Source organism: Streptomyces sp. NPDC059788 (assembly GCF_042732265.1).
Lineage (GTDB): Bacteria > Actinomycetota > Actinomycetes > Streptomycetales > Streptomycetaceae > Streptomyces.
In genome coordinates this window covers 38,661-62,330 of sequence record NZ_JBHWHY010000059.1, presented here as the reverse complement: position 1 = coordinate 62,330, position 23,670 = coordinate 38,661, and the positions used below count along the sequence as shown (strand labels likewise).

Sequence of the window (23,670 nt, the reverse complement as noted above, 5' to 3'; positions counted from 1 at the left end):
GCCCGCGCGGCGGGCGGCCCGGCGCAGGCCTCGTACGTCGTCACGCCCCACTCGTCGTCGGCCCGGCGCCGGGCGATCACCCAGGCGCGGGGCGCGGCGGGGGCCGCTGCCGCGCCGTCGGCGGCCGGCGGCTGCGGCACGGGCGGCCGGCCGTCGGCGAGCGCCGCGTTCAGCTGGGCCAGCACCTCCGGCAGCGACAGGCCGCGTTCGGCGGCGAGGTCGGCCAGATGGGCCCGCACCCGACGGTCGTGGGCGCTGTCCCCGCTGTAGGGCAGGGCGTCGCCGGCACTCACCGGGCACCCCCGTGCGGCGTGCTGGCGCGGTGGGCGGCGTGGACCTGGCGCTGCCAGCGCCGGAAGGCGCGCGGCGAGACCAGCGCCTCCCCCCTAGACCGGGCCGCCGACACCACGCCGAAGCCGGCGGTGAAGGCGAGCCCTGCCACCGTGCAGGCGATCAGGCGCAGTGCGGTGGGCCCACCGACGGGCACCAGCAGCGAGACGGTCACGGCCAGGGCGAACACGACCGCGCTGAGCGCGGTGTGGCGCCAGGGCGCGGAGCCCAGCATCCACCAGGCCAGCGCCCGGCGCACCGGCGCCCGGCGGGCGGGGCCCGGGGCGCCGGCGGGGCCGTGCGGCTCGTCCATGCTCAGATCCTCTCGAAGGCCAGACCGGTGCACTCGGAGCACAGCAGCTCCTCGGCGTCGGAGGGCAGCAGCCGCCCGCAGCCGTACCGGCAGGCCGCCAGCGGCGTGTCGGTGAAGTCGGTGGCGCAGGAGAAACACAGGTGCCGGTCGGCGGCCGGGTCCGCGGTGGTGCGGGCCGTCATGACCAGGGCCGTGTGGGAGCAGTCGGGGCAGTGCTGCAGCGGGTTGTCTGGGTCGGGGTCGGTGGAGGCGATCTCCCCCTGCACGATCCACAGGTACTCGCCCGCGGCGTCGCCCGGGTCGTCCCAGGTCATCAGGCAGAACCGGCAGGTGGGCAGGTCGCCGCCGAGGACCAGGGCCGGCTGGGCGCACTGGGGGCAGACCACCGTGGTGGCGGCGACCGTTTCCAGGCCGGCGCGCAGGGCGTTCATGCGGGCGGTCAGGAACGCCTCGATGCCGCGCAGCTGGGCGCGCACGACCCCCAGGGCCTGTTGGGCGTCAGCCTGCTGCGCCGCATCGAGGCCGGGCAGCAGGTGGGTGGCCAGGAAGGGCAGCAGGAAGTTGAGCACCGCGGCGGCGCGGGCCTCGACGGCGGCGGCCGGGCTGGTGAGCCCGTAGTGCATGAGGGCGTTGCGGTCGCGGGCCAGCTTCTTGACGGCCTTCAGGTCGCTGTCCGCCAGGGGCAGGCCGGCGATGTTCTGCAGCCGGGTGAAGGCGTCCTCCGCGGTGCAGCTGAGGAAGTCGGCGCTGTCGAAGGCCGCGCGGGTGGCCCGCTGCGGCTCCTTGAACACCAGGCTCCAGTGCTCCTGCTGGAGACGCGCCTTGAGCAGGACCTCGGTGGCGGCCTGGAGGTGGAGCACGGCGTACTTCAGGGTGCGGGCGCCGGGGAGGTCGCCCGGTTCGCGGGCGGCCAGCCGGTCGGTGACGTCCAGCAGGTAGTCCAGGCCGTTCTGGACGGGCGGGTAGCGCAGCGCCGGGCGCTGACCGCCGCCGAGGCGCGGTGTCGCGGGGCCGCTCTGGCCGGGCAGCTCGCCACTCACCGGGCGCTGCCCTGCTCGCCGGGCGCCTGCCAGACCAACGTCTCCAGCGGCGGGCGGGCGGGGGCGGTGCGGGTCGGGCGGTCGGTGGCCGCGTCGCTGAACAGCGCGGCACGCCGCTCCCCCGCGCTCTCCTCGCCGTGCCGCTGCGGGATCTGCCCCGTCATCCGCTCCCCCTGCTCCCCGGGACTCCCCCGGCGTCTCGTTGCGCACGCGGGATGCCGTCGTGCGCCGGTTGTTGAATCAGTGAACCGGTTCTGATTCCGGCTACGGGCAGCGTAGCCGGAATCAGCCAACTCGGCGCCGCCCACCACAGCCTGACCGGGCGCCACGAGGAGCTCACCGCCGAGCACCGGACCCTGCGCAAGGAGCACACCACCGCCTCCGAGCGCGCCGCCCGGCTGGCGGACGAACTCGGCGCCCTGCGCCCGCGGCTGGACGAGCTGGCCGCCGCCCGCGCCCGCGCCGAGGAGGACGCCCGCCGCCTGAAGAACCTGACGGCACAGCTGGAGCAGGAGCAGGAAAAGGTCACCGCGGGCGAGGAGCAGCTGACCGCCGCCCGGTCCGCGGCCGCCGCCCTTACCGCCCGCGCGGCCGAGACGCCCGAGGAGCCCGAGGAGCCCGCGCCCGACGGCGACCCACCGGACGCCGACCCGGGCCCGGCCGACGACGCTCCCCCATCGGCCGCACCGGAGCCGGACGCCGCCGCCCCCGCGCCGGAGCCGGACCGCCCCGAGCCCGAGGAGCAGCACGAGCAGGAGGACGGCCCGCAGGACGGCCTGCGGCTGCCCGCCGCCATCGAGGACCTGGGCGAGCACCCGGCACGCCCTCACCGGTCGCCTCTCCCTGCTCGGCTGGGCCGCCAAGCACCGGCTGATGCCGCTGGCCCCGCGCGGCGGCAAGCACCACCGCAACCGGCACGCCACCGCCCAGGCCGTCGTCACGACCGCCGTCCGGCACCAGCCGGACCCCTCCGCCTCCGCCCCGTCCTGGTGGCGCGCGCTCGACGCCCCCCGGCTGAACGCACTCGTCGCCGCCGCCCTGCGCATCGCCACCCGCGGACCGCATGAGGACGACCTCGACCTGCTCGCGATCCTGCCCGGCACCGTCTTGAACCGCACCAAGGCGGGCCGGCAGCTCGCCGACGCCCTGCAGGCCGTCCGCCCCGCCGCCGCGGACCTGGTCCTCGGCGAGGCCGACGGCCGCACCTGGCGCCTGACACCCGACCCCGACCAGGGCGGGCACTACCGCATCCACGCCGACCAGGACCAGTTGGGCACCGCCGCCCCGAGGCTGCTATGTCGTGTCAAGCCGCTTCAGCGAGTTCTTCGACGTTGCCGAGTCGGTTCCGGTCGTCGCGCTCAAGGATCTTGAAGATGTGGCGGCAGATCACCCGCTTGAGGCATCGCTGGGCGTCACGGGAGGTCTTCCCTTCGGCGATCTTGCGTGCGACGTACGTCTTCGTGGAGGGGTCGAGCCGCATCCGGATCAGGGTGATCGTGTGCATGGCCCGGTTGAGCTGCCGGTCGCCGCTGCGGTTGAGACGGTGTCGGTTGGTCAGCCCGGACGAGGCAGGGATCGGCGAGACACCGGCGAAGGCGGCGAAGGCGGCTTCCGAGCGGAATCGTCCCCGGTGAGACCAGCTGACCAAGATCTGGGCGGCGGTGATCGGTCCGACTCCGAGCAAGCCGAGAAGCTCGGGGGCCTGCTGCCGCACCAGGGCGAGGATCTCGTTCTCAAGTTCCTTGGCCTCGGTCTGCAGGACCTGGATGCGCTGGGCCGTGGACCGCATGGCTCGCACTGTCATCCGATGCTCAAGGTCCTGGGCCGGGCGGTCGCGAAACTGAGCGCAGTAGGCGACCTGCGCGGGACGCTTGAGCTTCCGCAGTTCGGCGCGGACCTCGTCCGGCGCAGAAACGATCATGGCCTTGAGCTGGTTGATCGCGGCGGTGGAAGCGAGGACTGCGCCGTGACGGGTCGCAAGCAGCACCCGCAGTGCCTCGCGTTCGCCGCGGAGGCGGGGCTGGATCAGATGCTCGCTGGCCAGGGCTTCCTTGGCGGCCCGGATGGCGTCGAGCATGTCGGTTTTGCGGCCCCCGCGGTTGGCCGCTCGTTTTGGGCGGCAGACCTCGACGACCTGTTCGCCGGCCTGCTCCAGGAAGGCCGCGAGGCCGGCGCCGTAGCTGCCGATGCCTTCCAGGGCCCAGCAGCGGCGGCCGGGAACGTGCTGGCGGGCGAAGTCCAGCAGGCGCCTATAGCCGCGGGCGTTGGCCGGGGAATCGGTGCTGGCCAGGACGGCGCCGATGGGGCTGACGGCGGCTGCGGCGAGGGTGTCGCGGTGGGTGTCGACGCCGATGACGCCATCGACTTGTTCTGCGAGCATGGTCATGCGGTTGTTCTCCTCCGGGCGGACGACCGTAACGGCGTCGGCCTGGGTGGAGTCACCACGTGGCGGAACTGTGATGAGTCACGCCGGAAGGCGGACAAGCTGCTGATCAAGCCAACGGGTGGGCCGGGCCGACGCCCGTGTCCGGCAGACATCTCGGGGGAACGGCAGTCCCTGACGGGACGCCAGTTATCTTGCGAGTCATGCCGGATCACGAGCGTCGAGCCTGGCAGCAACCCATCCCGGGCCGCAGAAGAACTCTCACAGTTATCTTTTTCGCGGTCCTGCAAGAGGGCCGCTGGCCTCCGGGTCCGGCATGACTGTTGCCCCCTGTCGATGGGATGACCTGGGGGGTGGTGTCACCGGGCCCGAGGGGTGCCGTCGCAGACGCTGATCAGAGGTCCGACCACTGCCCGGCCGGGCGCAAGGCCCGGCCGCCTGCGGGCGGCAGGTCTGCATAACGTGGATGCGCGCGAACGGCTCCCGACCTTGAGGCCGGCACGCATCGACGCATGTGGGGGCACGGTGATCGACATCGACGCGGTGGGCGTCTTCCTGGGCCTGGACGTCGGCAAGCACACGCATCACGGCCACGGCCTGACCCCGGCCGGGAAGAAGGTGTTCGACAAGCCGCTGCCGAACAGCGAACCGAAGCTGCGGGCCGTCTTCGACAAGCTGAGGGACAAGTTCGGCGCGGTTCTGCTGGTGGTGGACCAGCCCGCGTCCATCGGCGCCCTCCCGTTGACGGTCGCCCGGGACGCCGGCTGTCAGGTCGCCTACCTGCCCGGCCTCGCGATGCGACGGATCGCCGATCTCTACCCCGGCGAGGCCGAGACCGACGCGAAGGACGCCGCGGTCATCGCGGACGCCGCCCGCACCATGCCCCACACCCTGCGCACCCTCGACCTGACCGACGAGGTCACCGCGGAGCTGACCATGCTCGTCGGCTTCGACCAGGACCTCGCCGGCGAGGCCAACCGCACCTCCAACCGCATCCGAGGCCTGCTCACCCAGTTCCACCCCAGCCTCGAACGCGTCCTCGGCCCACGCCTGGACCACCGGGCGGTCACCTGGCTCCTCGAACGCCACGGATCCCCGCAGGCTCTGCGGAAGGCGGGCCGCCGCAAGCTGGTCGAGGTCGTCCGCCCGAGGGCACCGCGCATGGCCGAGCGGCTGGTCGACGACATCTTCACCGCCCTCGACGAGCAGACCGTCGTCGTCCCGGGCACCGGCACCCTCGACGTGATCGTCCCGTCGCTGGCGAAGTCGCTGGCCGCCGTCCATGAACAACGCCGGGCCCTGGAAACCCGGATCGAGGCCCTACTGGAGGCCCACCCTCTTTCCCCGGTCCTGACCTCGATGCCCGGCATCGGCGTCAGGACCGCCGCAGTCCTGCTGACCACCGTCGGCGACGGCAGCTCGTTCCCGAGCGCCGGCCACCTGGCCTCCTACGCGGGACTCGCTCCGGCGACCCGGCAGTCGGGAACCTCGATCCACGGCGAGCACGCTCCCAGGGGCGGGAACCGGCAGCTGAAACGGGCGATGTTCCTCTCCGCGTTCGCAGCCCTCCACGATCCCGCCTCCCGGACCTACTACGACCGCAGCCGAGCCCGAGGCAAAACCCACACCCAGGCCCTCCTCCGCCTCGCCCGCCACCGCATCAGCGTCCTGTTCGCCATGCTCCGCGACGGAACCCCCTACGAGCCGAGGAGCCCCCGAACAGCTTGACGAAGGACATAGAGGCACCCCCCCGCTGCGCGAGGGGGCGGCCCACCGGACGGTGGACCGCCACCCACCGCCGCCGCCTGCTGACCACCGCCACCGGCCGCACCCAGCTCTGCCGCGACCTGACCGCCGCCGGCTGAGCCGTCGCCGCCGCCGAGGACGCCTACCGGCCCCTGCCGCCGCCGGACGACGCCGCCTGGCAGATCCCGCCGGGCCTGCGCGGCAACCTGTTCAGAGCCGCCAGCGAGGTGCGCCGGGGCGGCGGCCAGCTCACCCGCCTGGAGCCGCCCGCCTACCGCGCGGCGGTCCGCGCCGCCCTGGCCGACGCGGCGCGCAGCGTCGGCGGACGCCTGGACCCCGCCCACCCGGCCGTGCTCCTGGACGTCCCCCGCCAGGACCTGGGACCGGCCAAGAGCGTCCGCGCCGACCGGCTGTACGGCGTGCTGCAACAGGATCCGCGAACACGTCGCCCCGCCGCCGCGCCGCGGCCCCGCACCAGCGGTAGACCGGCCCGCCCCCGGCCGCCGCACCGGGCGGCAGCCGGGACTCCCCGGGGGCGGGTGACGAGGTGGATTACGTCTTGGCCCAAGGTGTGACGCCAGCGCTTGGCGTACGCCACCCCACCCGAACGGTGAGGCGGATCACAGGCAGAAGATTATGTACATCGATCACGGTCAGTAGATGATCTTCGGCGGGCCCGGCGTGGACATATGCCTTTCCGGTGATTCGGCCTTTCCGACCCCCGGCCGAAGGGGGTTCGCCCGGCCGCCCGCGAAGGCGATTCGACAGGCGAGTCGCCGATCTCACCCACAGAACGGACCCGTGAAGTGAAGCTCTCGACCGTGCGCAACAAGGCCGCAGCATCCGCCGGCGCCATTGCCCTGACCGCGATCTGCGGCGTCATGACGGCCACCCCCGCCCAGGCCGCCAATCCGGGCTACAAATGCACCAACTGGAAGACGACCAGCCACGGCTGGACCGCCGACTGCCGCGTGACCAAGGGCATGGCGCGCGCGATGGTGGAGTGCTGGGACGGCACGTCACACTACGGACGCTGGATGGGGCGCGGTAGCTGGAAGTTCGGCATGAGCTGCGGCAAGAGCAAGATGGGCGCCTACGACGTGGAGTGGCGGAAGTAGCACCCCCGCACGCCTGCGGTACCGGCGCCCTGCGTGTACCGCAGGCGTGGGCCGGATGCGGTGGTCACCCACGGAATTCGGCCCACGGGCACACGGGGGCGTTCACGCATTCCCCGACCCGCCCGGCCCGGAACACCAGAGAGCGCCGCTCAGCGAACTGATGGTGGCGCCCGGTCAGCCGCACGTCCCTCGCCGCCGACCGTTGCGCGGTACTCCGCGTTCGGGTGCCCTCACCTGCCTACGGGGCGGCGGGTTCGGTGTTGATGCGGGCGATCGTCTGCGCGAAACACTGGCGGTCGGCGACGGCGTGCCGTGCCCGGGCCCAGGGCCAGCCGAAGAACTGGCGCTGCACCGGCAGCGTCAGCGCAATCAGGATCTCCGCCTTCGTGACCTCCTCCCGCTCGGACAGCAGCACCATGCGGGCGTTGCCGGCGTACTGGACCGCGAGCACGACGAGCGGCTGCGGGCCCCAGCTTTCCGCGTACGCCGCGACATTGTCGATCAGCCACCGGGTGGACTCGTCGAGCTGCTGCCACCAGCGTTCCCGCTCGCCTGCCAGGCGTTGGCGCATCACCGGGGTCCAGCCCGGCTCGCCGTCCGCCGGAAGCGGCACCTGCCGCAGCAGGGCGCACACCGATGCGATGCGGGACAGATGCGTGCGAAAGGCGTCGCGGGCGGCGTGGACGTCGCCGAGCCGCTTCTTGCGGGCCTCCATGCGGGGCGTGACGAGCAGTCCGGTGGCGAGGGCGGTCACCACGGCGGTGGCGGTGGCCACCAGCAGGGTTAACAGGGTGTCGGGCATGGCGCGCATACTTCCCTACCGCGGGGAGGTCCGGACCGTCAGCCGGCCGGACCGCGGGCCTCGCCCTGTGCCCGTGCTCACCCCGGCCGGCGAACTCACCATCGGTCAAACGCGGCATTGCGCGTGCGCAGGCCGGGGTGAAGCCGGCCGGCCCAGCCGGAGCCGACGGTGGTGTCCTGGCCCGGCAGGGCGCGCCCGCAGGGTCTGACACTGCCGCCGGGCGCTGCCGCCGCACGTCTTCGCCCCGGCGTCTCACCTGTGCGGCGATGCGGTCGTGGGCCCAGGCGCTAGCAGGCCAGCCGGTCGCAGGCGCCCGGACCGCGCGGCGTGAACCTCGGCGCCGCGCGGGCCGGGACGTCACCGGCCCTGACGCCGGGCAGGCCGGGCGGTGGCGGCGTAGCGGGCTGTGTAGTGCACGGCCTTGGCGAGCAGGCGCAGCAAGGCGGCCGGGTCGGCCCCGGCGCCGGTCTCCCGGGCCAGGGCGCGGGCGTGGTGCACGGTGCCGGCCGCCACGTCCTTGGGGTGGCCCTCGGCGAGGGCTGCGGCATAGGCGTCCGCGTCGTCGACGAGGAGGGTGAGGTAGCCGCGCAGCCGCTCCCGCAGGACGTCGGCGACCTCCCCCGTGGGGCGCCCGGCCGCCAGGCGCAGAGCAAGGCCCGCATCGATCGCGACGTCCCAGGGGTGGGGCAGCCCTGCCGGTGCCGGGGCTGCCTGCGTCGGGTCCATGGCGGCTGCCTCCTCGCATCGGGTGCTGGGTGCGGCAGACCCGCCGGGGACCAGCGCCCAGGACGACACCCGAAGGGCCCGCCGCATGTGCAGGAGCCGTACCGCGGCGGAGACAACGACCCCGGCCCGATGCGGGGTGAACCGGCGCCGGCCTCCTCAGCGCCGACGGCCCGGCGCGGGCAGCCGGAGGAAGGCGGTCGGATGGCGGCGAACACCGGATCGACGTTCCTGCGGATCATGCTGGGAGTCGAACTCACCCAGCTCAGGGACAAAGCCGAGCTCTCGGGCGAGCAGGCCGCGAAGGCGGCGGGCTGCGCGCCCTCGACGATCACCAACATCGAGAAGGGCACCACCGGCTTTCGCCGCATCGGCCAGTTCACCGAACTCCTGGCCGCCTACAACGTCGGCTTCGAGGGCCAGGACCTGCTGCTCGACTGGTACAAGAGCGCCAAGGGCGACGACTGGTGGACGCCGAACACCTCCGTCCTGCCCTCCGGGATGCCCACCTACCTCGGGTTCGAGTCCGGCGCCCGGATCGTGAGCCCATGGTGCCCGAACGTCGTCTACGGACTGCTGCAGACCGAGGAGTACGCCCGGGCGCTGTTCGAGTCGGCCAAGGCCGCCGACGAACGGACCACGGACTTCGTCGACAGCTCGGTCGAGGTACGGGCGAACCGCAAGAGGCTGATCACCGAGCAGGGCGTCGAACTCGTCTGCCTCATGGACGAGTCCGCGCTGCGCAACGTCGTCGGGGACGGCGCAGTCATGCGCCGGCAGTACGCAGAGATCGCGGGGCTCTCGAAGCTCCCCAACGTCACAGTGCGGATCATCCCGTTCGCGGCTCCGGCCTACCGCGTCACCTCCGGCGGGTTCACCGTTTTGGACTTCGACCGCACCGCCCTGCAGGGACCGGTCGTGGCCGTCAGCACGGTCTCGCACACCGTGCAGGTGGTCTCGAAGCCGAAGGTGGTCCGGCAGTTCACCCGCCGCTTCGACTTCCTCGCCCGCGGGGCCCTGCCCGACCACGAGACCGCGGCCTACCTGGAACAACTCGCACGGAAGGTCTGATCACCATTAACGCGCACACCGGCGACGGCCGCCGATACGGCCAGTGGTTCAAGTCCTCCTACAGCAGCGAAGGCGGCACGGAGTGCGTGGAAGCGTGCCCGCAGCCCGGCAGGGTCCACATGCGCGACTCCAAGCAGAACGCGGAGGGCGGCCCGCACCTCACTTTCCCCCTGACGGCCTGGGCCGCGTTCCTCCAGCAGACCGCGGGGCGCCTCTCACCGAAGGAGGGCGGCACGCTGCACCGGCCCTGATCGTCACCATCCCGGCCGGGCCCGACACGGACCCGGCCGTCTCCTTCCCCCCACCTTGGGTACGGCCGGGAGCGGCCATGCCCACCGGCTGTGCGCGAGATCCGCGGCGGCTGACGACGAGGAAGTAGAGCGTGCAGCTCGGTGAGCTACGGCCGGATCTCCCACTCGATGCAGGTCCGGCCGGAGGAGTGGGCGAAGGTGGTGGGCCGGTAGGACAGGAACGCAGTGCCCGTTTCCAGCGCATCGGTCACGGCCCCGGCGACATCGGCCAGGCTGGGGCCCCAGAGCGTGCCGTCCAGATCACCGGAGCCGATGCCCATCTCGAACACGTGCCCGTACGTGGGGCCGGGCTGATGGTCCACGAACGCCACACCGCCGTCGTTGGGCAGCGCGAAGGGCACGCACCGGTGCAGGTGGCCAGCGACCTCTTCGGCATCCTCGTCGTCCGCAACATAAGGGGCAACGTGGTCCTCATGGACCTCCACGAGAATCTCGTGTGCCGAGGGGATCTCCGCGGTGGACAGGAGCCGGTGACTCAGCGGCAGGATGCCTCCGGCCGGGAAGACGTCCGGCACCGGACCGCCGTCCTGCTCCGGCTCGGCGACGCCGTTGCGCCGCTCCAGCAGCCTCCTGAGCTGAGGATGGAGGGCGAAGCCCAGCTGGTCCTCCGCCGCGGCGATCTCCGTGGCGGTGGCCGGCGGCCGAAGCGCGGCGTGCTGGGCACCGAGGACGGCTTCGTGCTGCGCTACCCGACCTCGGGCGAGGACGCGGGCGTGGACGGCCTGGAGGGCGACGAGGGCGCGTTCCTGGCGTGCTCGTTCTGGCTGGCCGACGACCTGGCGATGATCGGGCGGGTCGAGGAGGCCCGCATCCTGTTCGAGAAGCTGCTCTCGCTCCGCAGCGACCTGGGGCTGCTGGCCGAGGAGGGGGACTCCCGCCTCTAGCGGCAGGTGGGCAACTTCCCGCAGGCGTTCAGCCATATCGGACTAGTGTGCGCAGCGCTCGCACTGTCCGACCGGCTGCCTGCGGCGAACACCTGACTGTGGGATCCCATGTCCCGTGTCCATTTCCCACCGGTGATGTCCACCGCGTGGCCAACAGGACACAGGAATGGGAATCCGCAGGTGAGGCGTCTCCTCCCGACCAGGGGGGCGGTGCACGGCCCGAAAAATTGGACACCGCGACCGGACGCAGCACTGTGGGCTCAAGATGGGACAGCTACGGAAACCGCTGGTCAGAGCGGTGGCAGTGGCCCCACGCCTCACGGCTGCAAGGGAGTGGTTTCGGCGCCCGCCAGCGCCCGCACGAGCTGATCCCGGACGACCCGGACGGTGCCGTCGCACTGCGCCGCTTCCGCCGCACCATAGCCTGGTTCATCTACCGCCAGCCCGGCGGCCGGATCGCCCTCGCGGTGCAGTACGGCCACGGGGCCACCGCCATGTCGGAGTCGTGCGCCGGCCGCTCCAAGGCCGACATGCTCGAGGTCCTCGACCAGGAGAAGGGCTTGGCTTTGGTCGAGCCCCTCACCGAGGCCCGCGAACGCCTCGCCGCCGGCGAAAAGGTCAGCGGCCCGGCCGCCGACCGCTACCGCGCCACAGTCGCCGAGTCCTCCGACCGTTACGCCGGGACCTACCTCGGCAAACGCGAGCTCCGTGCGCTCGTCGACAACCCGCGCCTCCAGGTCTACGAAGACCCGAAAGCCTTCCTGATCTGCAACCACGACGCGTTCACCGCGCTGTGCGACCCGGACCGGGACCGGGCGCACGACGGCGGCGCAGCACTCCGGACCACTCCCGCTGCCAGTCGGTGTGCGCCAACATCAGCCGCACCGACAGCCAGATCACCGCTCTGCGGGCCGAGATCGTACGGATTGACGACGCTGCCGAGGCCGGTCTCGACCCCTTCCCCATCGCGGCCCGCGAGCAGCAGCGCAGGGCCCACCTCACCGACATCGTCCGCCGCCACGGCGCCCAGCAGCCGGGCGCAGCAGACCCCAAGGACCTCCGATGAGCACTCCCGGCGGAGATGGCCCCCACCCAAGCAACGGTGCCGCCCTGGCTCAACTCGTCGGGGAGGCCCTCACCCGCGCCCAGGGCCACGCCGTCACCGAGGACGCCGAGGAGGTGCGGGCCATCACCGACGCCATGGTCCGCCTTCTGATCGGCGCCCCGCTGCACTCCGACGGCAAGCTGACTGTCGTCTCCCTGGCCACCGAAGCCGGACTGCGCCGCAACAAGCTCACCCACAAACACACCGGTCTCAAGGACCTGTTCTACGCCCTGGTCAAGGCCCGCACTTCCCTTTTCGAAGCGCTGCACGACTCGGCGCGAGCCCGCGCCACCAAGCAACAGAAGGACCATGCCCGCGTCCGCGCCGAACGCGACGATCTACGCGGACAGGCGCAGCTCCTAGCCCGGATCGTCCACGTCCTGGAAATCGAGAACAGCAAGCGCAAGGAGACCAACGCGGCCCTGGAGCAGCAGGTGGCCGCCCAAGCCGCGGTCCCCGACCTCACCCGTCGGAGGCGTCGGCCCTGACCCCGCCCCGGAATCAACGCCGAGCGGCGGCACTCGCCTAGGGGCCGCCGCTCTTCAGTACGGAGTCCTACGGGCCAAGGCCCCAGTCAGGAGACGAGACCAGGCGTCGATGTTCTCTCGCGGATCTCGAATGACTTGCAACTCCTCGTCACCTGGGAACTGTCGAAGAACCGGGCATTCCCCAAATCGTGCTGCATGGCCTCCAACGCCTGATCTTAGGAGGTTGCAGTGACTGGTACCCAGACGTCCCGTAAACCACGGCTCGGCCTGCGCGAGAAAGCAGTGAAGCGTCCCATGGTCGAAGCACCAGGCGTACGTAGTGGAGGGCACCCGTGAGCCGGATCGCGACCGCCCGCCTGATGCGCTGGCTGCGGCAACGTGGCTCATCACCCGAACGGTGTCGTCGAGGACGTTCCCTCGTGGCTGCTGACACCGTTATTCGGGGCTGAAAATCGTAGTTTCATCATTTTGGCTGCGCGCCAAACGGGTTACCTATTCACTCGATAATCACATGTTTTGTCAGTACTTGCTGCTCCACTGTCGTCGTGACAGAACACAAGAAGTTTCCCGACGGCATTGACCGTGCCGAGGAAGACGGCTGCGATTCGATGGTCCAGGCCCTTCTGGATCGCGAGGAGCGGCGGCTGCTTGCATCGGCGTCGGCAGTTCCTGACGGCGTCAATGAGTGGCGGGCGCTGGTGTCCGAGGTTGGCTTCGTCCGACGCAGTTCGGTCCTGGCTCGCGGGGTCCCGCTGCACCGGATCGATCAGCGCCAGGCCTGGCAGCGGTTCCCCCGCGGTTTCTATGACCCCCGCACCCTCGCTTTGGCCGCGCTGGAAGCGGTGGTGAGCAGGCAGGAGATGGAGGCGGAGGCGACGACCGAGGAAGTGGTCGAGTTCCTCGCATCCCTGGCAGCGTCAGCGGCGCCCGAGCGGGAGGCTTCCGAGCACCTGGCGGTATCCCGGTTCGTCCTGCGCGAGCTGCTGAATGATGCGCAGCACGGAGAGGAGGTCGAGGTCTCCTACAGCGACTACCGCGGGGGACACAGCCGGATTACGCTGTCGCTGCGGATGCTGGAGGAAGGTATCGGCAGGCGTGGCCAGGCCGTCCTGCGCGCCACGACCCCGGCTATCAACCTGCTGCTGTCCGGGCTGGAGCACGACCTTGAGGACGAGCAGGCGGCGAAGGACACGATGCTGCGCCGCCAGGTGGTGAGCGGCCGGTGGGGTCGCGCTGAAGAGAGCGCGGCCGAGAGCCTGAAGCTGTCCCTTATGTACTGCGAGCGGGTGCGAGCGGTGCTGGAGGAGACCGAACGCGATGTGCGGGCGGTGGACTGGGGCCGGAACGTGCCCGTGCTGCTGGCGGCGTCTCGCGAACACCTCGGTGAGCGCCAGCGGGTGGAGCGCGACCTGATGGAGTACATGCGTGGGGTCCGCAATGCCGTGGAGGACGCCGACGTCCGGCGTACCTGTGAGCGGGTACTGCGGCTGCTGGGCCGGGCCCACCTGCGACATACGCAGCTGCTGGAGAAGGTCATCGATGCCCGTCCGGCGTTCTTGCGGTCCCAGGCCGAGCAGCGCTTCCGTCCCCCGCCGCGTCTGGCCCTTGTGGGAGTGCAGGAGGACGTGCTGGAGCCGTTGCTCTGCCTCAACATCGAGGAGGCCGAAGTGATCGCGAGTCGGTTTGCCGATGCTGCCGGCGGTCCTGTGACCTCTCGTTTGCCGCGGCTTCAGGATTGGTGGGCGTCGCTGCTGTCCCCGGCCCGGGATGTGCAGGAGGCAGTGCCCGACGAGGACATCGAGCTGATCGCCGACGATCCGGGCGAGCTGTCTGTCTACAGCCGGGAGGACCTCGCTGTCGCGCGCAGTGTGCTCATGGAGGCTCTGCGTACTCCGGTGCGGCTGTCCCAGCTTCTTGAGCAGGCGCTGGTCCACACGGTGGAGGCCGCCGACTTGCTGGCTTTCTCCGTGCTGCGGGCCTATGCCCCCGATCCCGAGGAGGACGGGGAGGACGATGCCGCGGACGAGTTGGCGGACCTTCTCGGTGAACTCGTGGTGGTACTCGATGACGGCGCTGTCTTCGACCTCGGCCCACTCGCCGGCAGTGACCTGCTGCTCGTCCCCGCCCAGTCGCTGATCCCCGATCCCACACACGCCGAAGACACCTTGGAGGCCCCGGTATGACCACCAGCACGCATGCCTACACTCCCGCCGACCTCGCCGACGCCGCTGTGCTGGTGCGGTTCGGATGCCAGCCGCGCCTCCGACCCCTGCAGTTCCCTCAGTATCGGGACCTGCTGCAGCGCTACCGGATGGACGGAGCATTCCGCGACGCGGTGGACGCCAGTGCGGACGGCATGGACCTGGAGGTGAAGGAGGCACACACCGTCGAAGGGCTGATCCTGCATCCCCGGGAGGGCTCCTGGCTGTCCTATCGGCTCAAGGACCACCCGAAGCTGGGGGTCAACGATCGCCTCGTCCTCGGGCTCGCCCATGTCGCCATCGCCGCCCGCGCCTACCCCACGGCTAGGGACCTGGAGGAGGAGACCGTCAAGCGGGTCTCGCTCACGGATGTCGATGACTTTCTGCGGCGGCTCACCGCCAAGCTCCGCGAGGCGACCGTGGACACAGACGGCCTGCCCGTGCCGCACCCCGAACTCCAGGCCGCGTGGCAGCTGTACACCAAGCTGTCGCCCTCCCAGCTGACACGCAAGAAGGGACAGCTGTCGCAGTCGAGCACCCAGCGGGTGATCAAGGAAGCGCTGGACTGGCTCGTGGACCAGGGCATGGCCTACCGCGCCGACGGACTCGGGCCCGGGACCTATCGGCTCGCCCACCGCTTCCGCGTCCAGGTACGCGAAGCAGCGGCCTCGGCGGCATACACCGCGCTGTGCGACCTGCGCCGAGCCCACCTCGCCGAGGAGGACTGACCCATGCTCCAAGCCCGACGCCTTCGTCTGGAGAACATCGGCCACCGTGCGGCCGGCTTCAAGTCACTCGTCCTGGACCTGACCGGCGGCCCCAGCTCGCTCGACGGCCGCCCCATGCAGCCGGTCGACGTGATCTTGTGGCTGCGCAACGGCGGCGGCAAGTCGAGCCTGCTCTCGCTGCTCTTCAGCCTGCTGCTGCCGGCCAAGAAGGACTTCATCGGAGCGGCCAAGGCCAAGTCCCTCGCCGAGTACGTCCCTGACGGCCAGGTCTCCCACGTGATCGTCGAGTGGGGCGACTCCGACCGCCCCGCATCCGGCGCCGTCCTCCTCACGGGAGGGGTCTACCAGTGGCGCGACCGCCAGCGACCGGCGGACCCGAGCAGCAACTGGGAACGTCTGGAGCGCCGCTGGTACCTCCTGCGCCCACAGCCCGGCGGACTGGAACTGAATTCCCTACCGGTCCGCACCGAGGACGGCCAGCTCACCATGAGCATGTACGTCGCAGCGCTCGAGGCGGCGAACAAGACGGAGCGGCGGCTGCACCTGGCCGTCGCGGACGAGCAGTACGAGTGGGAGGAGCATCTGGGGAGCCACGGCCTGGACCCCCAGGTCTTCAAGATCCAGAAGGCCATGAACCAAGAAGAGGGCGGCATCACCGAGCTGTTCAAGTTCACCACCGCCGAGGAGTTCGTCGACTTCCTCATCGACATGGTCGTTGATCCGGCCGCGCCCGTTGCGGCGCGCGCGGCACTGTCCAAACATGCCGACAAGCTGGCCGCCCGGCCCGCGCGCGAAATGGAGGAACGCTTCCTCGCCGAAAGTGTTCTGCGGCTGAAGCCGGTGCAGAAGAGCACGACCGAGGTCGCCGTTGCCGAACAGACGCTCTACCAGCAGGCCCGGGTCGCCCGGCGTGCGGGCGATCACATTCAGGCCCAGGCCGAGCGCCAGGCCCTGCAAGAGACCGCCTTGCGCCGCGAGGCGGACACCGCCGAACGCGAGGCGCGCGGGGCCGAGGGCCGGGCCGAGGAGCGGAAGCGAAGTGTGGCCGAGGTCAGGGAGGCGGCTGATCGGCTGCGGATGGCGGATCACCGGCGGGACCATGCCGCTCAGGTCGAGGCGGTTTCCGGTGCGGAACGTGAAGCAGCGGCCTGGAAGGCGGTCCCCTGGCTCTTGGACCTGGCAGACCAGGAGACCGAACGCCGCGAGGCCAAGCACCTCTTGGCGTGCGCCCAAAGCGAGCAGGCCCCGTTGCGCGAGGCCGTGGAGCACGCCGGCGCCGAACTGTACGCCAAGCTCGAAGACGGTCTCGCACGGCTTGCGGTCGAGTCCGACCAAATCAGTGCCGTGCTTGAGACAGCCGCCGCGCAGGCCGAGGCGGGCGAGCGGGAGTATGAGGAGGAGGCGGCTGCGAAGGGCCGGGCCGAGAGCCGGGCGGCGTCTGCTGAGGAGGCCCGCAAGGGGGAGCAGGCGAAGCTGACGGCTGCCCGCCGTACCGGCCTCCTCGGAAAGCAGGAAGATCCCACCGAGGCCCTGACGCGGCTCGTTCACGAGGAAGAAGCAGCCACGGAGCAGGCCGAACAGGCGAGGCGCCAAGTGGAAGCGGCCCGCGAGCAAGCCACGTCCATCGCGGCGGAGCGAGTCTCCTGCGCCAGCCGGCTCACTACCGCCCGGCAGAGGCATGACCAGGTGTGGGAACAGTGGAGCGCCCTGTCCCAGAACCGCCGCGATCTGGTTGCCGACCTCCGCCTGAGAGAACTGGCCGGAATCGGGGAGGAGGCCGGTGAGCTTGACTTGGACAGCGTCGGCGAGGACCTCATCGCGATGCTCACGGACCAACTGCTGACCGCGGACAAGCAGCTGGCCGCCGAGCGCGCCCAGGCGTTTGAGGACGAGCGGCTGCGTGACGGTCTGGAGCAGGACGGTTTCTGCCCGCCACCTCGCGAGGTTGAGCAGGCTGTCACCGCCCTGCGGAAGCAGGGCGCCCCGGCGGTCGCCGGGGCGCAGTTCCTGCGCGAGACCGTACCCGCCCATCAGCACGACGCCGTCATCGCGGCCATCCCCCACCTGATCGGTGGCGTGGTCATCTGCGGACCGGTGCCCGGCGGTGATCTGGCGGCGCTGGCCCGCCGGGCGGATATCGCGCTGCCGACTGTAATCTGCATTTCCACCGACGGCCGGGCCCAGACCCTGCTGTCGAAGCCCTTTGGTGACATCGCGGTGTTGCCGATGCGTCCCTCGGTGCTGGATGCCGAGGCCGGCGAGGTGGAGCTACTCCGCGTCAGCGCCCGTCTGGCCACCGTGGACGATCGTTGCGCGGCCATTGTCCAGCGGCGGGAGGCCGATCGCGTTCTTCGCGGGCGGCTGCGCGACCACCTGCACGCGTTCGACGCGCGGACACGGGCCGGTCTGGAGGAATGCCTTGGGCAGCTCGACGAGGAGGTGAACACGCTCACCGAGCGTACGAGTGTCCTGGTGCGCCAGGCCGCCGACGCCGAGGACGCCGGGCGCCGGGCGGAAGGCCGGTCGGCTCAGTACACGGCTGCGCTGCGGGCACTCGCCGCGGCGCTCCCCCAGGTGAAGTCGCTAGTGGTGACGGCCCGCGCCGTGGACCACTGGGTATCTCAGCGGCAGCACGCTCAGGCCGAGGCACGGGAGAAGCGCGCGGCCGCTCAGGCATGCAAAGACCGCTGGCAGGCCGCTCTGGAGCAAGAGCGTGGTGCACAAGCAGCTCTGCGTCAGTGCCAGGACCGCGCGGAGCGCTGGAAGGGATGGACGCAGGAAATCCGGCAGGACCTGTCCGACGAGGTCCTCGACGCCGCCCGTCCGGCCACCGTCACCGAGGGCAGCCTGCAGGCCTTGCGCGAGCGCTGGGCACAGACCCGCCGGGACTGGCTCAACGGCATCAGCGACACTGCCCTGCACCAGCGGCTCACCGCTGCCGAAACCGCCATCAAGAGCCTCAACCAGAAGCTGGCCGAGGCCGGCTCTGCTGCCCGCGCTGGGGCCACCGAGCTCCTGGACCAAGCCGAGACCTTGGACGCCGAGCACCTTGCTGCCCGCATCGCCGTTGCCGACACAGCCCTCAAGGACGCTGAGCGGGCGGAGGCAGAAGCGGCACTGCTGCTGCGGCAGGTCACGAAGGACCACGAAGAGGCGACCACAGCCCTCGACGACTTCTCCGGTGCCCAGGCGCCGATCTTCGACAGCACCCAGGAAGCGCAGGAGCGACTGCAGTCAGAGCGGCAACTGCTCGATCAGGACCGCGCCCTCGCCCAGGTGCGGCATCTGGACGCCCAGAAGATCCACCGGCGCGCCGACCAAGCGGCAAGCCACGCCGCGCAGCTTCGACAATCAGCCGGCGCGCTCGGTACGGCAAGCGACCATCCAGGACCTGGCCAGGATGCTGACGGCGCCCCGGAGATGAGCGTGGACGCGCTCCTGCTCGAACAGCACGGACTGTCAGTTGTGACCGCGCAGTCGCTGCAGCCGCAGGACGCCGAGCAGATCAAGGACGCCCTCGTCCGCGAGGTCACTCAGGCCGAACGCGCCCTGGAGAGAGCCAGAAACGCCCTGCGCAAGGACGTGCAGAAGGTAGAACGGCACGCGCAACAGCCCGAGTACGTGCACATCGTCGACGGACGGCTGCGCGAACGCCTGCAGCAAGACCTCGCAACTCCCACCCGGTTGGCCACACTCCTGGAGGACATCGAGGAGCGTGAACGGCAGGTCGTCGCGCTGCTGGCCGAGTCCGCCGAGGACCAGGCCCGCGTCGTGGACGCCTGTACGAGCACGGTCGAAGCCGTCCTGGACAGCGTGGAAGAAGCCGCCCGCCACTCTCGTCTTCCCCAGAAGCTGGGGAGTTGGTCCAGCCAGCGGTTCCTGTCACTGGAGCTGCGCCAACGCGCCACAGGCGACGAACTGGCCCGCAGGCTGTCCACCGAGGTCGACCGTCTCATCAGCGCCCTGCCGGCCAGCGCCGCCGGGCGGGCCAGCGCCCTGCCCGAGGCGATCCCTCTGGCAAAGCGGCTCGTCCTGGCAGCCCTTGGCGGTCAAGGCAACATCGTCGCGAAAATCATCAAGCCGACGCAGAGTCTGGACACCGTCGAACGCGAATCCGTCACCGAGATCCAGAAATTCAGCGGCGGCGAACTGCTGACCGTGTCCGTGCTGCTGTACTGCACGCTTGCCCGGATGCGTGCCGCCCAGCGCGACCCGCGCCTCCCCGGCGGCGTGGGCACCCTGGTGCTGGACAACCCGTTCGGGAAAGCCAACTACAGGCCCTTCGTCGACCTGCAGCGCCGCGTCGCCGCCGCCCACGGCATCCAGCTCGTGTACACCACCGGATCCTACGATCTGCCCGCTCTGGGCCGCTTCCCCCTCATCATCCGCATGCGTAACGGCGTGGATGTGCGCACCAGACGGCGCTACGTCCAGATTCTCGACCGGTACGGCGACGCCGTCGCGACCGGAGTCGCCCGCGCCCAAGACGACAGCATCACCACCGCCCATCTCCTGCGCCGCGCCGTCCTGCACACCGAAGCAGAACCGGACATCAAGGACCCCACGCAGGATGCCGTGTGACCGCCGCCGATCACATGGCCGCGTTCCTCGCCCGACAGCTTCGCCAGCGCGTCGACTTCGACGCGCTGGCGGGCGCCGCCGACGCGGGCGACTCCAGCCTGCCCACCTCGCCCCGGCGCCGCCGGATCCTCGCCGACGCCGCCCGCACCTTGGCCCACCGCGGCCTGGCCACGCTGCCCAAAGGAAGCGACGGCTGGGACTACAGCGCCGACCCACCCCTGCCCCGCTGGGTCAAACGCCCGCCCGCCGCGCGGCAGCCCCGCCGCCAGCATGCCACTCGCGCCTATGTCGAGCAGCTACACTTCGCCACCACCCTGCGCCTGACCGCGGACGACCACGCCCTGCTCGGCCCCATCAACGCACTGCTGCGCGACCACCCGGACGCCGAGATCGTCCCGGTGGCGGACCGCTCCTACGAGTTGTACGGCGACGAAAAACGCCTCAAGAACATCGAGCGCCACCACCTCGTCACCAAGGAACTGCTGGACCTCACCGTGCACCTCCGAGCCCGACCCACACCCGCCCCACTGGCCATGTACGAACTCGGGCCGGCGCCCTGGCTGCTCATCGTCGAGAACACCGCTGCGTTCACCAGCCTGCGCGACATCCTCGGCACCTGGCCCGACCGCAGTCAGGTCGGCTGGCTCGGCTTCGGCCAAGGCGACCACCTCATCGCCTCCCTGCCCACGGCTCAGGCCTCCTTCCGCGAGCGCGACCACTTCGTGGATACCCTGCTGCTCTACGCAGACCTCGACCTTGAGGGCCTGTGCTGCGCCCAGAAGGCCAGTGAGCGCGCCCGCGCCGTCGGCCTCCCCCCGCTGCAGCCTGCCGCCGGCCTCTACCAAGCCCTCCTCACCCGCCCACCACGCACGCACCCGCCCGTCGACGCCGTCGACGCCCACGTCGCGGCCACCTGGCTGCCACCACACCTCGCCGCTCCCGTCACACAGTTGCTCAGCGATGGCTTGGTCCTACGCCACGAAGCCCTCCCGCTTCCCCAACTCCGCTCCCTCTTCGTCCCCGACACGCCGCTGCTACCCCAAATCCTCGGCTCGGCGCTGCCTGTCACGCAGGCGATCTCCCAACTCTCGCCTCAATCTGAGCTGGTACCGAGAGGCCCCAGCACATGAATCCCCACTACCCCCCGTCATGCCTGCTGAAGGCCAGAACCGACATGTCCTGCTCGAACCCGCAGACCTGGAGCGACATCTTCATCACGACTATCGACACCGTTCCCATCGAATGCATCCGGCCCAGCGACACCGACCGGCCCACCTGGAGCATCTACACTCCAGGCAGCTACCGGCCCGAGGACTACCTCGGCACCCTCCACGCCCTCGACACCGAAAGCCTCTGGCACGTCCAGGCCACCGGTGAGCGCCACGACTCGTTCGCCGATGCCGTTCGTGCCCTGCGCCGCCCGCCTACCTGGCCCCGTGAACGTGCCCGCGCCACGTGGTGGGCCCGCCGGCTGCTGGCCGACCCGGCCCTGCTCATCATTGACGTACAGACCACCGGGCTCACCAGCCCCTTCGCCGCCCAGATCGCTGCGGCTGACGGCAGCGGGACTCTCATCCTGAACGAGTCCCTCGACCCGCAAGCCGAGTTCGAACCGGAAGCAAGCGCGCTGCACGGCCTCACCGAAGAAAGCACCCGCAACGCCTGCACCTTCAACGACCTACTGCCCGTGCTTGCCGAGCTCTTCCACGGGCGACACCTCGTCGCCTACAGCACCTTCGACCGCGCCGTCATCGCCCGCGAGCTCCATCGCAACCTGAGCGACCCCGTCCGTGTCAGGGCATGGCTGAGCAGCAGTCGCTGGCATGACGCCATACCGCCCATCTCTACCTGGACCGGCCTGTGGTCCACCCGATATCACGCCTACCGCCACATCAAGCTCGGCAGCCACTACACAGCCGCTGCCAACTGTCATCTGCTTCTGCGCCGCCTTCAGCAACTCGCCAGTTACTGCGTGGAGTTCTGACCCAAGGCCCGGCCCTGACCTGCCACCACCCCACCAGTCCGCCATGACCACCTGCAATGTCGGGCAACGCCTCGACCGTGTACCACCGGACATTGAAGCCGCCCTCGCTGACGTGGCGAAGCAGCGTGCGAAGGCCCATCACCCTGATACCGTCATCGAGTAAGCGGCAACACACCGGAACCGTCCGCAGAAGGCCGTGGAGCCCTAGGTGCCGCTGGTGTACCGGTATGACTGGCCGCGGCCGACGGAGCCGATCTTCTCGCCGGGGCGGCGAGCAGGACATGGGGACCGTAGTTGGAGTCCTCCCAGAGCTCCCCGCCGGACCCTACGGCGCCCACGGCCAGTACCCCGGGCTCGGCGGCCGGGTAGTTCGGGTTCGCCGAGCCCTCGTTGCCGGACCCGGCCACCATCAGGGCATCGTGCGCTGCCGTGCGTAGGCGACCGCGCGCTTGTCGTCGTCGCTGAGACTGCCGACGCCGCCGATTGACATGTTGACGATCTTGGCTCCGTGGTCGACCGCGTACCGCAGTGGACCCGCGATGTGCGCGTCGTAGGTGTCTCCCTCGGAATCCGAGTGCTTGACCGGCAGGACCTTGGCGTCGGGCGCGATGCCCATCATGCCGTGGCCGACGATCAGGGACGCCATGCCCGTACCGTGGCCGCTGTGAGTCTCGGCGTCAGCGGGATCCCCGGTGGAGAAGTTCTTGTCGACAAGGACGTTGCCCTCAAGGTCGGGGCTGCCGTTGACGCCGCTGCCGATGACCGCCACGGCCACGCCCTTGCCGGTGGATACCGTCCGGGCATCCTGGGCGCGGACGAAACGCAGCGCCCACTGGCCGTCCCTGATCTGATCCGCCGAAGCGACCGGAGCGGCGCCCAACAGCAGCACACCCGCCGCCACACGCAGCGCCCGCGCCACACTCCCCCACCCGCATTCCTCCTGAGACGGAACCGGCCCGCAGCCGAAGGGCTGCGGGCCCGCCTTAGCACGCCTGAACCACGGATCCGGCGCTCCGCCATCGTCTCTCACCCGTCGCCGCCGCACCCTGGATGAGTTCGCCGCACACGGCCCGGGCGTAGAGCCGCTGGACCCACTCGTTGGCACCGGGGTCGGGGTCTTCAGACAGGACAGGGTTTGGGCCGGTCTCGATGAGGTGCAGCAGCGACCCGGCGACGCCATAGCAGTCGTCCGGACCGAAACAGGCAACGGGGGCCCGAGCCTCTTCGCCCGTGACGGGTTCCACGATGGCCTCGAGTTGCTGGCTCCGCCTGTCGGCCTCTTCCTCGCTCGCGTCCCAGTCGGGCAGCGGGCCATCGGCGACAAACGCCAGTGCTTCGGATCTCATCAGCACATGATCGGCTGCCGTCGCGGTCTGGGCAAAATACTCCGCTGATCAGGCCGCGGCGTCTCTCCACGACGGTGCCAGGGTGGTGTACGAGCCCCTGGAGATCCCCCGGCCGATCGCCGAGGCCGGCTATGTTGGCGAGATGGACGAAGCCGAGGTGAGCGGTCAGGTGTGGAGAAACGAGGTCCGAGTGCGTCCGACAGCTGGGCAGGACCGGGATGCCCTGGCTGGGCTTATCGCGGTGGACGCAGACCTCTTCGAAGTCGAGCTGTACGAACGGGCGGCAGACCCCCAGATGCTTTTCATCGATCGCGCCCAGCGGTCGCAGGTGGGGCCGTACACGCGGCGCGCGCGACGACTTCAAGAGCGTCAGCAGCGCCAATTGCACGGCTCTCGCCGCCGCACATCTCCCGGTTGCGGATAAAGAGGCTTACCGCTCTCAACTTTGGCCAGGAAGAAGCAGTGGGCCTAGCGCCAAGGAAGTGAACACTCCTACCTACCAACATAGTTGGGGGG

General features: G+C 70.5%; 22 protein-coding genes and 3 pseudogenes. 14 read left to right on the top strand and 11 right to left on the bottom strand.

All coding sequences use genetic code 11. The features are described 5' to 3' along the window. The 4 genes and pseudogenes from ACFV57_RS36760 to ACFV57_RS36745 form a co-directional block, all read right to left on the bottom strand. Positions 1 to 293, bottom strand: a pseudogene (locus ACFV57_RS36760) (hypothetical protein); the annotation flags it as partial. Further along, the gene (locus tag ACFV57_RS36755) at positions 290 to 643 is read right to left on the bottom strand and encodes a hypothetical protein (RefSeq protein ID WP_385241571.1); all 354 of its coding nucleotides are present in this window, start codon (positions 641 to 643) and stop codon (positions 290 to 292) included. The pseudogene ACFV57_RS36760 and the gene ACFV57_RS36755, both read right to left, overlap by 4 nt. 2 nt (positions 644 to 645) lie before the next feature. Continuing rightward, positions 646 to 1,683 (bottom strand): hypothetical protein, encoded by a 1,038-nt coding sequence (locus ACFV57_RS36750; RefSeq protein WP_385241568.1) that lies wholly within the window; start codon positions 1,681 to 1,683, stop codon positions 646 to 648. Then, complete coding sequence (locus ACFV57_RS36745) at positions 1,680 to 2,513, bottom strand: hypothetical protein (RefSeq protein WP_385241565.1); 834 nt, start codon at positions 2,511 to 2,513, stop codon at positions 1,680 to 1,682. The genes ACFV57_RS36750 and ACFV57_RS36745 overlap by 4 nt, the downstream gene beginning before the upstream one ends. A 43-nt stretch (positions 2,514 to 2,556) precedes the next feature. Between ACFV57_RS36745 and ACFV57_RS36740 the strand changes: the two genes are divergently transcribed. Continuing rightward, positions 2,557 to 3,054: a hypothetical protein gene (locus ACFV57_RS36740; protein ID WP_385241562.1), complete on the top strand. Its 498-nt coding sequence runs from the start codon at positions 2,557 to 2,559 to the stop codon at positions 3,052 to 3,054. Here ACFV57_RS36740 and ACFV57_RS36735 read toward each other — a convergent pair. Then, complete coding sequence (locus ACFV57_RS36735; protein WP_385241559.1) at positions 2,987 to 4,069, bottom strand: IS110 family transposase; 1,083 nt, start codon at positions 4,067 to 4,069, stop codon at positions 2,987 to 2,989. The two genes, ACFV57_RS36740 and ACFV57_RS36735, sit on opposite strands and share 68 nt — an antisense overlap. A 522-nt stretch (positions 4,070 to 4,591) precedes the next feature. Between ACFV57_RS36735 and ACFV57_RS36730 the strand changes: the two genes are divergently transcribed. From ACFV57_RS36730 to ACFV57_RS36720, 3 genes are all read left to right on the top strand, one after another. Continuing rightward, the gene (locus tag ACFV57_RS36730; protein ID WP_385241556.1) at positions 4,592 to 5,794 is read left to right on the top strand and encodes an IS110 family transposase; all 1,203 of its coding nucleotides are present in this window, start codon (positions 4,592 to 4,594) and stop codon (positions 5,792 to 5,794) included. Then, a complete protein-coding gene (locus ACFV57_RS36725; protein ID WP_385241554.1) occupies positions 5,791 to 5,931 on the top strand; it encodes a hypothetical protein in 141 nt (46 codons plus the stop codon). The genes ACFV57_RS36730 and ACFV57_RS36725 overlap by 4 nt, the downstream gene beginning before the upstream one ends. Positions 5,932 to 6,618: 687 nt before the next feature. Continuing rightward, positions 6,619 to 6,930: a hypothetical protein gene (locus ACFV57_RS36720; RefSeq protein WP_385241551.1), complete on the top strand. Its 312-nt coding sequence runs from the start codon at positions 6,619 to 6,621 to the stop codon at positions 6,928 to 6,930. A gap of 238 nt (positions 6,931 to 7,168) precedes the next feature. Here the strand turns inward: ACFV57_RS36720 and ACFV57_RS36715 are convergent, their stop codons facing one another. Next, positions 7,169 to 7,732, bottom strand: coding sequence for a hypothetical protein (locus tag ACFV57_RS36715; RefSeq protein ID WP_385241548.1), 564 nt, complete (start codon positions 7,730 to 7,732; stop codon positions 7,169 to 7,171). Between the two features lie 357 nt (positions 7,733 to 8,089). Continuing rightward, positions 8,090 to 8,458, bottom strand: coding sequence for a DUF6415 family natural product biosynthesis protein (locus tag ACFV57_RS36710; RefSeq protein WP_385241545.1), 369 nt, complete (start codon positions 8,456 to 8,458; stop codon positions 8,090 to 8,092). A gap of 201 nt (positions 8,459 to 8,659) precedes the next feature. Between ACFV57_RS36710 and ACFV57_RS36705 the strand changes: the two genes are divergently transcribed. Both ACFV57_RS36705 and ACFV57_RS36700 read left to right on the top strand, forming a co-directional pair. After that, complete coding sequence (locus ACFV57_RS36705; RefSeq protein WP_385241542.1) at positions 8,660 to 9,526, top strand: helix-turn-helix domain-containing protein; 867 nt, start codon at positions 8,660 to 8,662, stop codon at positions 9,524 to 9,526. Further along, positions 9,523 to 9,777 carry a DUF397 domain-containing protein gene (locus ACFV57_RS36700; protein WP_385241579.1) on the top strand — a complete coding sequence of 85 codons (255 nt, stop codon included), beginning with the start codon at positions 9,523 to 9,525 and terminating at the stop codon, positions 9,775 to 9,777. The genes ACFV57_RS36705 and ACFV57_RS36700 overlap by 4 nt, the downstream gene beginning before the upstream one ends. A 146-nt stretch (positions 9,778 to 9,923) precedes the next feature. Here the strand turns inward: ACFV57_RS36700 and ACFV57_RS36695 are convergent, their stop codons facing one another. Then, positions 9,924 to 10,436, bottom strand: coding sequence for a cell wall assembly protein Knr4 (locus ACFV57_RS36695; protein WP_385241577.1), 513 nt, complete (start codon positions 10,434 to 10,436; stop codon positions 9,924 to 9,926). 57 nt (positions 10,437 to 10,493) lie between these two features. Here ACFV57_RS36695 and ACFV57_RS36690 point away from each other — a divergent pair. Then, positions 10,494 to 10,817 (top strand): annotated as a pseudogene (locus tag ACFV57_RS36690) (glycoside hydrolase family 15 protein); the annotation flags it as partial. Positions 10,818 to 11,038: 221 nt separating this feature from the next. Here the strand turns inward: ACFV57_RS36690 and ACFV57_RS36685 are convergent. Beyond that, positions 11,039 to 11,497, bottom strand: a complete 459-nt coding sequence (locus tag ACFV57_RS36685) for a hypothetical protein (protein ID WP_385241539.1) — start codon at positions 11,495 to 11,497, stop codon at positions 11,039 to 11,041. Positions 11,498 to 11,583: 86 nt separating this feature from the next. Here ACFV57_RS36685 and ACFV57_RS36680 point away from each other — a divergent pair, with 86 nt between their 5' ends. The 7 genes from ACFV57_RS36680 to ACFV57_RS36650 all read left to right on the top strand — a co-directional run bounded on the left by ACFV57_RS36680 (position 11,584) and on the right by ACFV57_RS36650 (position 21,808). Continuing rightward, positions 11,584 to 11,787 (top strand): hypothetical protein, encoded by a 204-nt coding sequence (locus ACFV57_RS36680; RefSeq protein ID WP_385241536.1) that lies wholly within the window; start codon positions 11,584 to 11,586, stop codon positions 11,785 to 11,787. After that, positions 11,784 to 12,314 carry a hypothetical protein gene (locus ACFV57_RS36675; protein ID WP_385241533.1) on the top strand — a complete coding sequence of 177 codons (531 nt, stop codon included), beginning with the start codon at positions 11,784 to 11,786 and terminating at the stop codon, positions 12,312 to 12,314. Before ACFV57_RS36680 ends, ACFV57_RS36675 begins: the two co-directional genes overlap by 4 nt. 545 nt (positions 12,315 to 12,859) lie before the next feature. Then, the gene (locus tag ACFV57_RS36670; protein WP_385241530.1) at positions 12,860 to 14,497 is read left to right on the top strand and encodes a hypothetical protein; all 1,638 of its coding nucleotides are present in this window, start codon (positions 12,860 to 12,862) and stop codon (positions 14,495 to 14,497) included. Beyond that, positions 14,494 to 15,243, top strand: coding sequence for a hypothetical protein (locus ACFV57_RS36665; protein ID WP_385241527.1), 750 nt, complete (start codon positions 14,494 to 14,496; stop codon positions 15,241 to 15,243). Before ACFV57_RS36670 ends, ACFV57_RS36665 begins: the two co-directional genes overlap by 4 nt. Before the next feature lie 3 nt (positions 15,244 to 15,246). Further along, a complete protein-coding gene (locus ACFV57_RS36660) occupies positions 15,247 to 19,824 on the top strand; it encodes a hypothetical protein (protein WP_385241524.1) in 4,578 nt (1,525 codons plus the stop codon). Continuing rightward, entirely contained in the window at positions 19,821 to 20,954 is a 1,134-nt protein-coding gene (locus ACFV57_RS36655; RefSeq protein ID WP_385241521.1) for a hypothetical protein, read from the top strand. Before ACFV57_RS36660 ends, ACFV57_RS36655 begins: the two co-directional genes overlap by 4 nt. Continuing rightward, positions 20,951 to 21,808 carry a 3'-5' exonuclease gene (locus ACFV57_RS36650; protein WP_385241518.1) on the top strand — a complete coding sequence of 286 codons (858 nt, stop codon included), beginning with the start codon at positions 20,951 to 20,953 and terminating at the stop codon, positions 21,806 to 21,808. The genes ACFV57_RS36655 and ACFV57_RS36650 overlap by 4 nt, the downstream gene beginning before the upstream one ends. 152 nt (positions 21,809 to 21,960) lie before the next feature. On the opposite strand, the pseudogene ACFV57_RS36645 reads toward ACFV57_RS36650, so the two are convergent. Both ACFV57_RS36645 and ACFV57_RS36640 read right to left on the bottom strand, forming a co-directional pair. Beyond that, positions 21,961 to 22,577 (bottom strand): annotated as a pseudogene (locus ACFV57_RS36645) (S8 family serine peptidase). A gap of 214 nt (positions 22,578 to 22,791) precedes the next feature. Then, a complete protein-coding gene (locus ACFV57_RS36640) occupies positions 22,792 to 23,154 on the bottom strand; it encodes a hypothetical protein (protein ID WP_385241515.1) in 363 nt (120 codons plus the stop codon). Positions 23,155 to 23,670 lie beyond the last annotated feature (516 nt).